This is a genomic window from Halorubrum sp. GN12_10-3_MGM, from assembly GCF_005435235.1.
Taxonomy (GTDB): domain Archaea; phylum Halobacteriota; class Halobacteria; order Halobacteriales; family Haloferacaceae; genus Halorubrum; species Halorubrum ezzemoulense.
On record NZ_SGUB01000002.1, the window covers coordinates 1 to 14,842 of the forward strand.

13 protein-coding genes are annotated in these 14,842 nt (G+C 73.0%); 8 read left to right on the forward strand and 5 right to left on the reverse strand.

Annotation, left to right across the window (positions count from 1 at the left end; translation table 11 throughout):
- Positions 1-828: alcohol dehydrogenase catalytic domain-containing protein (locus EXE47_RS01720; RefSeq protein WP_137707988.1), on the reverse strand; the 828-nt coding region annotated here is incomplete at its 3' end.
- A 92-nt stretch (positions 829-920) separates the two neighbouring features.
- Positions 921-2,006: a sulfite exporter TauE/SafE family protein gene (locus EXE47_RS01725; protein ID WP_089308857.1), complete on the reverse strand. Its 1,086-nt coding sequence runs from the start codon at positions 2,004-2,006 to the stop codon at positions 921-923.
- Positions 2,007-2,222: 216 nt separating this feature from the next.
- Here EXE47_RS01725 and EXE47_RS19165 point away from each other — a divergent pair, with 216 nt between their 5' ends.
- The 5 genes from EXE47_RS19165 to EXE47_RS01745 all read left to right on the forward strand — a co-directional run bounded on the left by EXE47_RS19165 (position 2,223) and on the right by EXE47_RS01745 (position 8,694).
- Positions 2,223-2,351: a hypothetical protein gene (locus EXE47_RS19165; RefSeq protein ID WP_256370614.1), complete on the forward strand. Its 129-nt coding sequence runs from the start codon at positions 2,223-2,225 to the stop codon at positions 2,349-2,351.
- Positions 2,348-4,759 (forward strand): type II/IV secretion system ATPase subunit, encoded by a 2,412-nt coding sequence (locus EXE47_RS01730; protein WP_089308856.1) that lies wholly within the window; start codon positions 2,348-2,350, stop codon positions 4,757-4,759. The genes EXE47_RS19165 and EXE47_RS01730 overlap by 4 nt, the downstream gene beginning before the upstream one ends.
- Complete coding sequence (locus EXE47_RS01735; protein WP_241988195.1) at positions 4,756-6,879, forward strand: type II secretion system F family protein; 2,124 nt, start codon at positions 4,756-4,758, stop codon at positions 6,877-6,879. The genes EXE47_RS01730 and EXE47_RS01735 overlap by 4 nt, the downstream gene beginning before the upstream one ends.
- Positions 6,880-6,952: 73 nt before the next feature.
- Positions 6,953-7,624 (forward strand): hypothetical protein, encoded by a 672-nt coding sequence (locus EXE47_RS01740; RefSeq protein WP_089308855.1) that lies wholly within the window; start codon positions 6,953-6,955, stop codon positions 7,622-7,624.
- 374 nt (positions 7,625-7,998) lie between these two features.
- A complete protein-coding gene (locus EXE47_RS01745) occupies positions 7,999-8,694 on the forward strand; it encodes a hypothetical protein (RefSeq protein ID WP_049931853.1) in 696 nt (231 codons plus the stop codon).
- Positions 8,695-8,734: 40 nt separating this feature from the next.
- Here EXE47_RS01745 and EXE47_RS01750 read toward each other — a convergent pair whose 3' ends face one another.
- On the reverse strand, positions 8,735-9,223 hold the full coding sequence (locus tag EXE47_RS01750) for a cupin domain-containing protein (protein WP_089308854.1): 489 nt from the start codon (positions 9,221-9,223) through the stop codon (positions 8,735-8,737).
- 339 nt (positions 9,224-9,562) lie between these two features.
- On the opposite strand from EXE47_RS01750, the gene EXE47_RS01755 reads away from it, so the two are divergent.
- Both EXE47_RS01755 and EXE47_RS01760 read left to right on the forward strand, forming a co-directional pair.
- A complete protein-coding gene (locus EXE47_RS01755) occupies positions 9,563-11,134 on the forward strand; it encodes an alpha-isopropylmalate synthase regulatory domain-containing protein (protein WP_199237857.1) in 1,572 nt (523 codons plus the stop codon).
- A 51-nt stretch (positions 11,135-11,185) separates the two neighbouring features.
- Positions 11,186-11,497 carry a hypothetical protein gene (locus EXE47_RS01760; RefSeq protein WP_049931849.1) on the forward strand — a complete coding sequence of 104 codons (312 nt, stop codon included), beginning with the start codon at positions 11,186-11,188 and terminating at the stop codon, positions 11,495-11,497.
- Positions 11,498-11,524: 27 nt separating this feature from the next.
- On the opposite strand, the gene EXE47_RS01765 is transcribed toward EXE47_RS01760, so the two are convergent.
- Together EXE47_RS01765 and EXE47_RS01770 are read right to left on the reverse strand one after the other, a co-directional pair.
- Positions 11,525-12,970, reverse strand: a complete 1,446-nt coding sequence (locus EXE47_RS01765; RefSeq protein WP_089308852.1) for an MATE family efflux transporter — start codon at positions 12,968-12,970, stop codon at positions 11,525-11,527.
- A 29-nt stretch (positions 12,971-12,999) separates the two neighbouring features.
- Positions 13,000-14,103, reverse strand: a complete 1,104-nt coding sequence (locus tag EXE47_RS01770; protein ID WP_158293585.1) for an ATP-binding protein — start codon at positions 14,101-14,103, stop codon at positions 13,000-13,002.
- A 127-nt stretch (positions 14,104-14,230) separates the two neighbouring features.
- Between EXE47_RS01770 and EXE47_RS01775 the strand changes: the two genes are divergently transcribed.
- Positions 14,231-14,638 (forward strand): gamma-glutamylcyclotransferase family protein, encoded by a 408-nt coding sequence (locus tag EXE47_RS01775; protein ID WP_089308850.1) that lies wholly within the window; start codon positions 14,231-14,233, stop codon positions 14,636-14,638.
- Positions 14,639-14,842: the final 204 nt, after the last annotated feature.

Here is a 14,842-nt window from a genome sequence, read left to right on the forward strand (position 1 = left end):
CGGCGTCCCGACCAGCTGCTGGGCGTCGACCGACACCGGCTCGCCGGGGATCCCGGCGACGATCACCGAACCGTCGATCCCGAGCCCACCCACGACCGACTCGATGGCGTCGCTCGCGGGGGCAGTCGTGAGGACGACGCTCGCGCCGCCCAGCTCCGAGAGCCGCGCGGCCGGGTCCGACTCCGCGGCGTTCACGAAGTGGTCGGCCCCGAGGTCCCTCGCGAGCGCCTCCTTCTCGGGGGTACGCGAGATCGCGACCGTCTCGTAGCCGGCGGCGTGCGCGTACTGGACCGCGAGGTGACCGAGCCCGCCGACGCCGACGACGGCGACGAGGTCGCCGGCGCGGGCGTCGGAGTTACGCAGGGCGTTGTAGGTGGTGATCCCGGCGCAAAGCAGCGGGGCGGCGTCGACAGCGTCGAGGCCGTCCGGGATCGCCGCCAGCGCCTCGGCGGGGACGGTGGCGTACTCGGCGTAGCCGCCGTCGAACGTGAGCCCGGTGATCTCGGCATTCTCGCACTGAAGGAACTGCCCGCGGCGACACGGCTCGCAGGTGAAACAGTGGCCGCCGTGCCACCCCGCGCCGACGCGCTCGCCCGGCTCCCACGCGTCGACATCGGCGCCGACCGCGTCGACGCGCCCGGCGATCTCGTGGCCGGGGACGCGCGGGTAGTCCACGCCGGGATAGCCGCCCTCGACGACGAACTCGTCGCTGCGGCAGATCCCGCACGCCTCGACGGCGACCCGGACCTCGCCGGGGTCCGGTTCCGGCACGTCGCGCTCCACGAGTTCGAACTCGGCTCCGGGCTCCGGCACGACCGCGGCACGCATGGTGTCCGTCATCGGAACACGCTCCGGTCGAGACGATCAAGAAGCTGACGCCGGCGGCGATACGACCGCTCGGCGGCGGGGGGCGTCAGCCCTCAGATCCCGCCGGCGGCCATCGCGAACAGCGCGGCTGCGATGACCGCGAACAGGCCGCCCACGCCCGCCTTGATCGTCCCGGTGTCCAGCGCGGTCGAGACGTACGGGGCGATCTGCCCGCCGAGCGTCGTCGCCGGGACCGTCCAGACGACCATGTTCCACGGCGTCGTCGCCAGGTCCATCGTGTGGCCGCCGACCAGTCCGCCGCCGAACACGTGGACGACGGACGCCAAGACGGCAGTCGTCGCGACGACGATGTGGTTGGTGCCGATCGCCACGCGGACCGGGACCTGCGTCCGGAGCATCGAGATGATCCCGAGCTCGCCGATCCCGAAGCCGGCGAGCCCCTGGAACACCCCGCCGACGCTGTAGTTGAGGAACCGTTCGAGGTAGCCGCCGCGGGAGTAGGTGTAGTCGTCGCCGTCGCGGTCGACCCGGGTGACGGTGCCGGACTCGTCGGTGTCGACGCCTGCCGGCCCGAGCTTGTTGTCGTCGTCGGGGAGATCCGGTGACGAGCCGCCGTCGGTCGCGACCTCCTCGTCACCCCCGCTCTCGGTGGGGTCGCCGTGGGCCAAGTTGGCCTTGAACAGCAGGTACGAGGCCGCCAGAAGCGCGACCCCCAACAGCGCGTGGAACACCGGTTCGGGGATCACGAACGAGAGGAGCGCCCCGCCGACGACGAACGGGACGCTGCCCAACACGAGCGAGAGCGAGAGCCGGCGGTCGACGAGCCCGTACTGGATGAACGCGAGCGACGAACTCGACAGCCCGAACGACTCGCTGATGAGGCCGATCTTCACCAGCGTCGTCGGCTCCAGCGGGTAGGCGACCAGCGGGAAGGCGAAGATGAGGAACGGCACGAACAGCGCCGACCCGCTGATCCCGACGGTGTTGACGATCGTGGCGCCGGCGGTGAAGACCGCGAACAGCCACCAGTACTCGGTCCAGTAGCCGACGCCGGCGTCGGCGGGCGTCGGCGCGAAGGCGTACACGCCCCCGACGAACGCGAGGGGAGCGAGGAAGACGAAGACGTGCTGATAGCGCAGAAAGGCGCGCTGAACGTCGCTCGACAGTGACGTGCTCATTGAGGCGTGGAACGCGGGTTACGGGGAGACGAATAAATGCGTTTTCACACGTCACGATAGTGATGATCGATCGTCACCGTCGTGGAGCGGGTCGGAGCGGGTACCACACCTTCGATATCCGACCGGACGAGCGCACGTTTTCGCGGCGTGAAATGAATGGACAGTGACAGAAAAGAAACGATTAAACGGACCCGTAGATCACCCGCGGATCGAACGATGACACGGGATCTCGGGACCGCGGCGCGCGGCGTCTCGGGGACGGCGACGCGCCCGCCGGGCGCGATAGACGCGATAAGCGGAGAGACGACGACTGCGGACCGGCGGAGCCGGAGGACGGGGCGGTGAGCGACGGAGCGACCCTCCGGATCGTCGACGAGCCCGACGAGGGGTCGAGCGGTGCGGTCCCCGCGCCGGTGCCGCCGGACGACCCCGAGGCGTGGTACGCCCCGGACGTCCGGGCGCAGTACGAGGCCGCCCCCGGCGTGGTGGCGACCGTCCGCGAGCGCGACGGCGGGCGGTTCGGCTACGACGCCCGCGAACCGCCGCTGTCGGTCGGGGACGAGCGCGCGCTCGACCGCGTCCGGGACCGCTTCTCCGCGGTGCGGCACCGTCGCCCGCTCACCCGGGTCGGGGTCGTCGAGCGCGCCGAGGCCGGGTTCGAGCCGAAGTACGCGGAGGCGATCGACCGGTTGGTGGACGCGAGCGCCGCCGCGCGTCGACGGATCGACTACCACGCGCTGCGGGAGTTCCGGCTGCTCGGCGCGCTCACGCCGATCGCCTTGGACGACCGGATCGAGGTGGCCGACGTGGGCGACGACCGCGAGCTTGTCGTCCACACCGAGACGTTCGCGCCGCTGGAGACGGGGATCGACGCCGACGCCGACTACGTCGAACGCGTGGCGGCCGAGCGGCTCGCGCAGTACACCGTCGAGTTCGCCGGGCTCGCGGTCGAGGTGGTCCTCTACCGCGAGCGGCTGCTCGGCTCGGACGCGTTCGAGACGAAGTACGCCGTGCTAGAGCCGGACCTTCTGCCCGGCGACGAGGAGCTCATCGAGGAGTGTAAGTCGCGGATCTGGGAGACGACCGTCAGCGACGTGATCGAGGATCGGGAGTCGTTCGTCGCCGCCCGCGCCCGCCGCTTCCTCTCGCGGCGGCTGACCGCGCGCAACACCCGGGCGTGGCTCGACGCCGCCGCGTACCGGGCGAGGTCGGCGCTCGCGGACCGGGGGCTCGTCGCGCCGCCCGTCGACTCGCGGTTCGCCCGCGACCGGCTCGACGACCTCGCGTACTACGTGCTGCGCGACTTCGTCGGCGAGGGGATCCTCACGGTCCCGATCCGCGACCCGCACCTCGAAGACGTGGAGGCGAACCGGGTCGGAGAGCGCGTGAAGGTCGTCCCGCGCGCGTCCGTCCTCTCCGGCGCGGCGGACGAGACGGGCCGTTCCGCCGCCGCGAGCCGGGGTGACGGCGAGGCCCCGGCGGTCGGCTCTCGGATCCCGACGAACCTCGCGTTCGAGGACGAGACGACGTTCGTCGACGTCGTCACGGGGATCGCCGCCCGCGACGGGACGGAGCTCAACGCCTCGACGCCCTCAGCGAAGGTGAACCTCGAACTCGACGGCGTGCCGCAGACGATCCGGTGTGCGGTGGCGCTCCCGGTCATCTCTGAGTGCGGCCCGCACGTCTCGATCCGGAAGCAGCGCGCAGACGCGCTCGCCCCGGTCGACCTGATCGAGCGCGGGACCCTGTCGGTTGACCTCGTGACGCTGCTGTGGCTGCTGTACGAACACCGCGGGGTCGTCCTCTTCGCCGGACCGACGGGGGTCGGCAAGACGACGCTGCTCAACGCTCACGCGCCGTTCATCCCGTTCGACGCCCGACCGGTCTCCGTCGACGAGGGCTCCCGCGAGGTTCGGCTCCCCCACGAGACGGGCGTCTCGCTCACCACGCGCGACCACGAGGACGCCTACAAGTCGGTGGGAATGGCCGAGCTGATGACCGAGGCCAACTACCTCAACCCGGACGTCGAGATCATCGCCGAGATCAACACCCCGGAGAGCTTCGAGACCTTCGCCGAGAGCCTGAACACCGGCCACGGCGTGATCGGGACGACGCACGCGGAGGACGTCGAGGCGCTGGCGAACCGCCTGCGAGAGCGCGACCTGCCCGCGCGCCTGCTGCGCGAGGTCGACCTCGTCGTCTTCCCGCGGCGGGTCGACGGCGAGCGGTACGTCTCGCGGGCGATCGAGCCGCTCTCCGAGGCCGCGTACGACGGCCTCGGCCCGGAGGCGACGCGGAGCCCGACCGGCGACCCGAAGCGCGGCGGTGCGGGCGTCGTCGAGGCGGGCGGGGAGTCCGTCCGGTACAACACGGTCGCGTGGCGCGACGGCGACGGGACGTTCCGGTTCCCCGGCGCGCCGGGCGGCGACGCGGACGGGGCGGCGTCGAGCGCGACCGCGGCGGGCGAAGCTCCGGGCGGCGGTCGGGACAGCGACCCGCTGTTCCGCGCCTTCGACCGGATCGCAAGCCGGACCGACCGTGACCGCGAGGCAGTCGCCGCCGAGTTCGCGTCGAAGCGTCGGTACGTGGAGTTCCTCGTGCGAGACGGCGTCGACGACCCGGACGAACTGTTCGAGTTCCTCGCCGACCTGCGTACCGACGAGGCCGCGACCGTCGAGCGCGCCGCGCGGATGATGGACCGCGACGACGGGGGCGAGAGCCGAGACGAGTCAGCGGCACGGAGGCGGCCGTGAGCCGGCGTCGCGCGACCGAAACGGTCGGCTCCGAGGCGAACGGCGCGAGCGCGGCCGGGACGTGCGCGGGCCAGTCGGACGCGGCGCACGCGCACAGAGCGGACGCGGCGCACGCGGACCGAGCGGACGCGGCGAGTGTAGACGCGACAGGCGAGACGGGCGCGGACGACCCCGTCGCGGCGGGCGGGCGGTTCGCGGTCGTCGGCCGGGTCTGCTACGCGCTGTTCGCGCGCCACGCGAGCGACCGGCGGCACGACGCCGACCGGAAGCGGTACCGCGGCACCGCGCTCGACACCGGGTTCGAGACGTACCTCTCGGGGGCGTACGGGCTCTCGTGGATCGTCGCGGCCGCCGCCTTCCTGCCCGCGCTGGTCGTCGCGGCGGGCGCGGCGCCCGCGGTCGCGGCCGCGGTCGAGGCGCGGTTCGGCGCGGCGTTGCTCGCAGCAGGGTCGACGGCGACGCCGGCCCCGACGCCGGACTCGGTCGGCCCGCTCCGCACGGACCGGGCCGCGCTGCTCGTCGCTACCGGTGTCGCGCTCCTCGCCAAGCGCGCGACGGTCGCGGTGGCCGGACTCCACCTGCGGTGGGTGGTCGCGACGCGGCGGACGGACATCGAGCGCACCCTCCCGGGGGCGGTGCGCTACCTCGAACTGCTCTCCTCGGGGAGCGACGAGCCGCGGGCCATGCTCCGGAAGGCGGCCGACGGCGACGCGTACGGCGGCACCGCGACCTCGTTCCGGAAGGCGCTCAACGCCGCCCGGCTCGCGGGGAGCCTCGACGAGGGGCTCCGGCGCGTGGCGCGGGACACCCCGTCGCGGGAGCTGCTCGCGCCGTTCCTCCTCAAGTTCCGGAAACACGCTGCCACCGGCGACGAGGCGCTCTCCGAGTTCCTCGCGACCGAGCGCCGGATGCTCTCGCACCGGCAGGACCGCGCCCGGAAGCGAGCCCGGCGGTTCCTCGAACTGCTCACGGAGCTGTTCGTCGCCGTGTTGGTGTTGCCGGCGCTTCTCGTCATCGGCGCGACCGCGCTGTCGGTCGTGATCCCCGAGCTGCTCCCGCCGGTCTCGACGCCGGTCGGCGTGGTCCCGACCCGGGCGGTCGTCCTCTACGGCGCGGTCGCGTTCCTCGTCGCGTTCGGCCTCGCGGCGGCGGTCGCGGTGGGTACGCTCCGCCCGCCGAGCCAGCGGGCGAGCTACGAGGCGCCGGCGAGCCCGCGGGCGGTCCTCGCGACCGCCGGGCGCAACCCCGCGAGCACGGCCGTCGTCGCCGCGGGGCCGGCGGTCGCCCTCGCGCTCTGGCTCGCGGTCGCGGGCTACACGCTGGTCAACGTCGCCCTCGTCGGCTACGCCGCCTTCGCGGTGCCCGTCGGGCTCGTCGCGGCGCGCCGCACGCGGATCGACGACGCGAAGGACCGCGAACTCGCCGACTTCGTCCACGCCGTCTCGGGCCACGTCGCGCAGGGGCGCCCCCTCGAGGCCGCGGTGGCGGCGGTCGCGCGCGACGCCGACCTCGGCGTCCTCGACGACGACGTGGCCGACCTCGCGTTCGCGCTGCGGTCGACGACCGCGCCCGCCGACTCGGCCCGTTCGGAGCCCGGAGCCGGCTCACCGGAGGAGCCGACCGCGGTCGACCTCCGCGGGGCCGCCATCGAGCGGTTCGTCGACCGCGTCGACACGCCGCTCGCCGCGCGGACGCTCGGGCTCGTCACGGGGGCGTTAAACGCCGGCAGCGACGCCGACGCCATCTTCGAGACGCTCCGCATCGAGGTCGGGCGGCTGTACAGCGAGCAGCGCGCGCTCCGCTCGTCGATGCAGCCGTACATCGCCGTCGGCTGGGCCGCGGCGGTCCTCGTCGCCGGCGTCGTCGCGGTCGTCAACACGCAGGTCGTCGACGCCGCGCGGCTCGCGGAGTTCGCGGCCGCGTCCGAGGCCGTGACGGAGCCGGAGGGGGTATACCCCGAGTTGGAGCGGTTCCGACTGTACGTCGTCACGCAGGCGACCATGCTGGCGTCCGGGTGGTTCGCCGGGACCGCCGCGCGAGGGCGGTACGCCGCGCTGCTCCACTCGGGCGCGCTGGTGGCGTGCTGTTACGTGGTGTTCACCGTGGGTGGGTTGGTGTGAGGCCGGAGCGATACCGGTGTGGACGCCGCGCCGACACGAGGCTTTTCAGCCGTGCCCGCGTAGGACCGCTCCCATGGACGAGAAGACCGCCGAACTCCGCGACCTGTTCGTCGACGCCACCGGCTCGGAGACGGTCACCGAACGCCAGGAGGCGGAGCGGGGGACCCTCGTCAATCGCGACGACGCCAGCGAGGGGGTCCGCGACCTCGTCGCCGCGATGCGGGAGCGGTACGGCTTCTCGACGCCGCTCGGCGACGCCGCCTACGCGCTGGTCGCCCGCGGCCGGTTCGCAGACGAGAGCGACGCGGCGGTCGCGGCGGCGATCCGCGACGAACTCGGCGATCGCGAGGACGGCGACGCCAAGGTCGATCCGGACGATATCGACACCGAGACCGTCCGGAAGGCGCGTCTCGACCTCCACCTCGTCCGCGAGTCGGACCGTAAGGTCGGGACCGACGACGGCGCCGACCCGCCGTTCGCGTACGCCGACCTGAAGCGGCTCACCGCCGCCGGGAACTCGATCGTCGAGTGCGCCGAGGAACTGGACGCCGCGCCGGACACGGTCGCCCGGTACGCCGCCGTCGCGCGCACCGACATCGCCTCCACGCGGGCGAACGACCGCTTCCGCGACGCGTTCCGCGACCTCCTTACCGACGCCGATATCGAGGGATCGCTCGCGAGCGACGCCCGCGAGGACGGCCTCCGCGAGGCGACCGAAGACATCGAGACGGACGTATCCTTATAAATAGTCGACGACTGAGCGGCGGCGAACACCTCCAAAGCCCCAGCCGCTCGCTTATAAATGGATGCTGACGGATCCGTAACGAACACCTCCAAAGCCCCAGCCGCGAGGACTCGCGCGGCTCGCTGCGGTCCTCAGTCAGTCGCTGGCGCTCCTTCCTTGCGGTCCTTGCGTCGCCGTGCTTCGTCCTCGCGGCTGCCCCTTTGAGTCCCGCCCCGCACAGCACCGCAGCCTCACACCTCCCCAGCCTCGTCGCTGGCACCCTTCGCTTCGCTCCGGGGCCAGCGACTCCCTCGCGCGTGCTCCTCGCGCCCGGTGGGCGCTCGGAGGCACGCGCCGTCGTTCATTTATAAGCGAAGCCGCGGCCAGCGGCTCGCGTGACCCTCGTCCCGTTCAGCGACTTGGCCCGCGCGGCGTACTGTCCCCGCCAACTCTACTACGTTCGGCGCGACGACGAGCGGAGCGTCCCCCCGAAGGCGCGCGAGCGCATCGGACTGGCGTTCCGGTACGACGAACTCGTCGACGCGCCCGATCGGGCGCTCCGGCAGCTTCCGCTTCACCGATCGCCCGCGGCCTACCGCCGGAATCTGGACCGGCTCCGAGAGCGCGAGGAGTACGGCTCCCTCGTCGACCCCGCGAGCGAGCGCGGGTTCCTCTCGGGCAAGGACTGCCACGGCACCGTTCACAAGGTGCTGGAACCGAGCGGAGGGGCGGAGGACCCGGACGAGACGGAACAGTCTCCCCCGCCGATTCCGACGCTGGTCTCGTCGGGCGAGCCGCCGGAGAACGGCGTGTGGGAGCCGCAGGCGGTCCGTGCGGTCGGGATCGCGAAGGCGCTGGCGTGGGAGCGAGAGCGCGAGCTACCGCGCGCGCTGGTCGAGTACCCGGCCGTCGGGGTCGTCCGCGAGGTCCGGCTCACGCTCCGGAAGAAGGCGGCGTACCGCGAGGCGCTCCGCGCGGCGCGGTCGATCGACGGGCCCCCGCCGCGCGTCGACGACGGCCGCTGTTCGACCTGCGACTACGCCGCCGAGTGCGGCACGCGGCGGCGGTCGCTCCGGTCGCTGCTGGGCTGAGGCGGCGCGGGCGGTGGTCACCGAGCGCCGCAAACGATCCTCACGGCGAAAACGACGTGCCGCACTCGGTACAGGTGAACCGGAACCGGCCCTCGTCGGTGAGTTCGGTGTCGTGGACCCGTTCTTCGCCGCAGTCACGGCACTCGACGATCGACTCGATCCGGTCCCAGTCGTGGCGCGCGCCCGGCGCGCCGATCGCCCACGCGATCACCTCCTCGTCGGCGTCCTCGGGGACGAATCCGGACTGGAACTCGCCGGGCGCGAAGCGGATCGCCTCGTCGGGGCCGACCTCGACGCCCTCGCGCTCGCGCCCGACCTCGAACGTGGCGGTGCCCGAGCGCACGTAGAATATCTCCTCCTGGTCGCCGTGAGTGTGGAGGCCGCCGGAAAAGGCGTCGCCGGGCGCGAGTTCGAAGTAGTTCATCGCGACGTGGTCGGCGCCGAGCGCGCGCGAGACCGGCTTTCGGATGTCGTGAACGCCCATCGGGTTCGTGACGACGTCGACGTCGTCGATCGCGGCTCGCTCCATGGGCGTCGCTCTCGGGGGCGGGTCGTAATCCTGTCGCCGGCCGCGTGTGAAACCGCCGGCGTGTGACGCTCTCGCCGACCCGCGCCGAGGATCCCTCGGCGATACCCCGGGTCACGGCGAGGATCGCTCGGCCAAACCTGACGCGACCCGGCAGTTTATACGTGTGTACATTGTTCGCACGGGTACGAATGACGCGAGACACTCGCGATCGTTCGGAGGATAGAGGAAGTCGCCTCGCGGCGGCTGGCCGCGAAATTCTCCGACGATAACGACTCCGGGGCACGACCGCCCCGCGGCGGCACCGACCCCGAGACCACCGCAGAGCCGACGGACTCCCTTTTGACCCGAACACCACTCACCGACCTCGACGAGGTACAGCTACTCGACACCACCCTGCGCGACGGCGAACAGATGCCGGGCGTCTCGATGACCCCCAGCGAGAAGGTCGACGTGGCCCGCGAGCTCGACGCCGCGGGCGTCCACCTGATCGAGGCCGGCTCGGCGTGTACCTCGGCGGGCGAGCGCGAGGCGATCAGCCGCGTCGCCGACGAGGGAGTCGACGCGACCGTGACGAGCTTCGCCCGCGGGGTGCGGGCCGACGTGGACCACGCGCTCGACTGCGGCGTCGACGGGGTGAACCTCGTCGTCCCCGCCTCCGACAAGCACGTCGAGACGAAGGTGGGGTCGACCCGCGACGAGGTCGTCGAGACGACCGTCGAACTCGTCGAGTACGCGACGGATCACGGTCTGTGGGTCGAGGTCCTCGGCGAGGACGGCTCGCGCGCCGACCTCGACTACCTCGAACGCCTGCTCGGCGCCGGGCTCGACGCCGGCGCGGACCGGATCTGCTACTGCGACACGGTCGGCGCGGCCGACCCCGAACGGACCGCCCGCGTCGTCTCGCGGCTCGCTGACCTCGGCCCGACGAGCCTCCACACCCACGACGACCTCGGGTTCGGACTGACGAACGTCCACGCGGGGCTGAAGGCCGGCGCCGACACCGTCCACGGCACCGTCCTCGGGGTCGGCGAGCGCGCCGGCAACGTCGCGCTCGAGGAGGTCGCCATCGCGCTCGGGGAGTCGTACGACGTCGACACGGTCGAGCTATCTCGGCTCTATCGGCTCTGCCGGGCCGTTTCAGAGGCGACCGGCGTCGCGCTCCCCCCGAACAAGGCCGTCTGCGGCGCGAACGCCTTCGCCCACGAGTCGGGGATCCACACGGACGGCACGTTGAAGGACGGGACGATGTACGAGCCGTACCCGCCCGAGACCGTCGGCCGGGAGCGCCGGCTCGTCCTCGGGAAGCACGCCGGGCGCGCGGGGGTGAAGGCGGCGCTCGCCGAGCACGACGTGGCGGTCGACGACGGCGAGCTGCGCGAGGTCGTCGCCCGCGTCAAGGAGCTCGGCGAGCGCGGCAAGCGGGTCACCGACGCCGACCTGCTCGCGATCGCCGACGACGTGCGCGGGCGCGAACGCGAGCGCCACGTGGAGCTCGTCGACCTCTCGGCGACCTCCGGCGGGAACCTCCCGACCGCCTCGGTGCGGCTCCGAGTCGGCGAGGACGAGCGCGTCGCCTCCGGCACCGGCGCGGGTCCCGTCGACGCCGGCCTCGAAGCGGTCCGCGCGGCGCTCGCGGGCGACGACGGCGGGCGCGGCGGGGACGCGGGCGCCGAGGCGGACGTCGCCTTCGAGCTCGACTCCTACCACGTCGACGCGATCACGGGCGGCACCGACGCGGTCGTCACGGTTGAGGTCGACCTCTCGCGGGGCGACCGCTCCGTGAGCGTCTCGGCGTCGGACGCGGACATCACCCGCGCGAGCGTCGTCGGGATGGTCGACGGGCTCGACCGGCTGCTCGCGGCGGAGGCGGACGCGGCGGGCGCCGACCCGAGCGCCGTCGCCGACGACTGAGCGCGCCGGCGTCTGACGAGGTTTTTATTCGAGGGCGGTCGATCGTCGGGTGTGAGCGTCGTCGTCGCGATCAAACCCTCGGCCCGCAAGCGGAACGCGAAGGTGGGACGGCTCGTCTTCGAGGACGGTCCCAGCCACACCTTCGAGAGCCGCGCGGCCGCCGAGCGCTGGGCGGACGACCTGTCGGCCGGCGACGGCCACGTCTGGGTCGCGAGCGCGCACCCCCGCGACGACGGCGACGCCGACTGTTACCTCGTCTCGCGGGCGACGAACGCGAAACTGGAGGCCGCCTACGACAAGCGCCGCCGCCGGCTCAGGGGCGACGCGGGGTCGGAGCAGGAGTCGCTCGGCGGCGAGCCGTAAGAGCGGGTTTGGAGGCGACCGCGGCGGCTACGACGATTTTTCGCCCGGCGTGGGGTCCGATTCGGCGCCCGATTGCGGGTCGGGGTCGGCGTCCGGGCCGGACCCGCGCGCGTCCATCATGTCCGCGGCGCGGGTCGCCCAACCCGAGTAGCGGAAGCCGGCGATGACGACGAGCGCCATCCACGCGTAGGCCGCGGACACGCCGACGTACGCGCCCGTGGGGCCGAGCCCGACGGTGCGTCCGAGCAGCCACGAGAGCCCGAGGAAGAACCCGAACATCGCCGAGACGCGCGCGACGAGCGGGATCCGGGTCTCGCTCGCGCCCTGGAGCGACCCGGAGAGCGCGGAGAAGCAGGCGAGGGCCGCGCCGGCGAGCCCGTACACCCGCGCGAAGTCGACCGCGGACGCGACCGTCGCCGCGTCGTCGGTGAAGATCGGCACGATCCGCGGCGCGCCGATCACGAGCCCGAGCCCGATCGTTCCGACCGTGAGCACGCCGAGCCCGGCGACGGCCCAGCCGTCGAACCGCGCGCCCGCCGGGTCGCCCTCGCCGAGCGCCTGGCCGACGAGGACCGACGCCGCGACGTTGTAGCCGCGCGAGAGCGGGCCGGTCACCTGCTGGTAGACCCGGCGACCGATCTGGAAGCCGGCGTTGACCGACTCGCCGAAGCCGAGGAGGAGCGCGTTGAACGGGAACTCGGCGATCTCCGAGCCGAACCCCTCCAGCACGCGCGGGGCGCTCACCACGAGGAGCTGCTTCGCGATGGTGAGGTCGCGCGGCCACGCGAAGTCGGCGTCGGTCCACGACCCCCAGATGGCGAAACAGAGCAGCCCGGCGGTGAGTACGTTCGCGGTCGCGGTCGCGAGACCGACGCCGAACACCTCCAGCCGCGGGAAGCCGAACAGGCCGAGACCGAGGACGACGGAACCGGCGATGTTGACGGAGTTGGCGGCGATGTTGACGTACATCGGCGTGCGGGTGTCGCCGGTGCCCTGGAGCGCGCGGGCGCCGACGAGGGCGACGTGGCGCGCGGGGGCGGTCGCGAACACGATCGCGAGGTACGTCGACCCGAGGTCGACGACCGCGGGCGAGGTCCCCTCGCCGACCAGACGGCCGAACACGTCGATCGCGAGCTCGCCGAAGAGGACCCCGAAGAGGACGAACGGAATCCCGGCGAGCGCGCCGAGTACGATCGCCTGCGTCACCGCCTCGTCGCGGTTCTCAGCGGCGCCCGCGCCGGTGTCCTGCGAGGAGAGCGCGATGGCGCCGCCGCCGAGGCCGAGCCCGATCCGCAGCGGGAACCGGGCGTACAGGTCGGCGAGGCCGATCGCGACGACGGCGGCCGGGGAGAACAGCGCGGTGACCAGGATGTCGGTCGTCCGCATCGCGGTGCGGAACGTCTGCTCGGCCATCACGGGCCACGCGAGCGAGAACACGCGCTTCCAGACGCGCCGCAGCCGCGGGAGGTCCATGCGTCGGTCCCGACGAGCGCCCGCGGTTTCTACGTATCGGAGCCGGCCGAGTCGGCCGGTGCGTGCGGGAGCGTCACCGTGAACCGCGCTCCCCCGAGCGACGACTCGCCGGTGTCGAGGGACCCGTCGTACGCGTCCGCGAGCGTCGCGACCAGCCGCAGGCCGCTGACGCCGCCGTCGCTCGCCCCGCCGACCGCCTCGTCGGTCAGGAACGACCCGTCCCGTACCTCCGGGGGAAGCCCCGGACCGTCGTCCTCGACGACCAGCGCGACCCCGTCGTCGCCCCCGAGGCGCGCCGCCTCGTCGCCGTCGGCGCGGACGGCGACGCGGACGGTGACGCCCGGACCGCTGTGTTCGACCGCGTTCTCGACGAGGTTATGGACGATCGACCGCACGCCGTCGTTGGCGGCGACGGGGGCCGCGTCCGGGAGGTCGGTCTCGATCGCCGCCGATTCCCCGTCGGCGACCCCCGCCAGCACGTCTCGGGTCGTGTCCGCGAGATCGACGCGGCTGGAGTCCGCGTCGCCGAGGATCGCGTCCGCGACCGCGCTCGTCGCCTCGATGCGTTCGAGCCCCTCGCTCGCCTTCGCCGCAACGGTCTCGGCGTGACCGGAGCCGTCGGGGTCGTCGAGCAGGTCGGCGTAGCCGCGGATCGTCGAGAGGTCGTTTCGGAGGTCGTGCCGCAGGAGGTGGTTGACGAAGGAGACGGCGCGGACCGCGTCCCGCGCCCGGCGCGCCTCCGCCGACTGCCGGACCGCGTAGTACCCCGCGATCGCGCCGCCGAGGCTCCCGACGCCGGCGGCGACGAGCATCGGGAAGGCCGGCTCGACGAGCGGACGGCCCTCGAAGGCGCGCACGGCGAGCGTCGCGGCGAAGGCGGCGACGGCGAGGACGGTTCCGGTGGCGGTCCACCGCGCGACGCGCTGCTCCTCGGCGGGCGAGAGGTCCCGGCGAGCGATCCGGCGGCCGGCGACGAGGACCGCGACCGCGATCCCGCCGTCGAGCGCGAACGCCAGCAGCGGCCCGGCGGAGCTCCCGATGGCGCCGATCTCGGCGCCGTGGTGGACCGCGGCGGCGACGAGGAGGCCGGCTCCGATCAGGGAGACGGCGCGGTGGCCGCGCAGCGTAGACATTACGAATCCGACCGCGGAAGCGAGTAAAACGGTTGTGGATTCGTCGGGAGGCCGGCCGCAGCGCGGCGAGAGAGACGCCGCGGGGAGCCGTCCGAACGTTGAAAGCCGCGAGCGACCCACGGCACCCATGGACGTCTTCGTGTACGGGACGCTGACCGAACCGGAGCGGGTCGCCGAGGTCGTCGACTCGTTCGTCTTCGTCGGCTCCGCGACGCTCGACGGCCTCCGGCTCGTGGAGGGGCGGTACCCGACGCTCGCGCCGGGCGGCGAGACGGGGGGCCGACTCCTCCGGACGGAGGCCGTCGACGCGCTCGACGCCTACGAGGACGTCGGGGGCGGACTGTACGTCCGCGAGACCGTCCCGCTCGACGCGCCGGCCGACTACCCCGACGCCGCCGCGGTGTACGTCGGCGACCCCGAGCGCCTCGACGCGGACGCGACGTGGCCCGGATCCGGCCCGTTCCACAACCGAGTGCGCTCCGTCCTCGACGCCCGCGACGTGCGGGTGCGACTGACCCCCCGAGATACCGTCTGACGGGCGGATGACGGCGCCGCTGTCGTGCGGTTTCACTTTCGCTCTGGTAGCCCCACCTTTTTGTATTTCCGTCGCATCGTTTCACTCGCACGTCACACGCGTGCATTCCCCCTTTCACCGACCGCGAGCCGTCGGCTCGGCGTGCCGGGCCGCCCGGCGGCAGGCAGTCGGCACACGGCGACCGCGGCGGGTGCCGTCGACCGT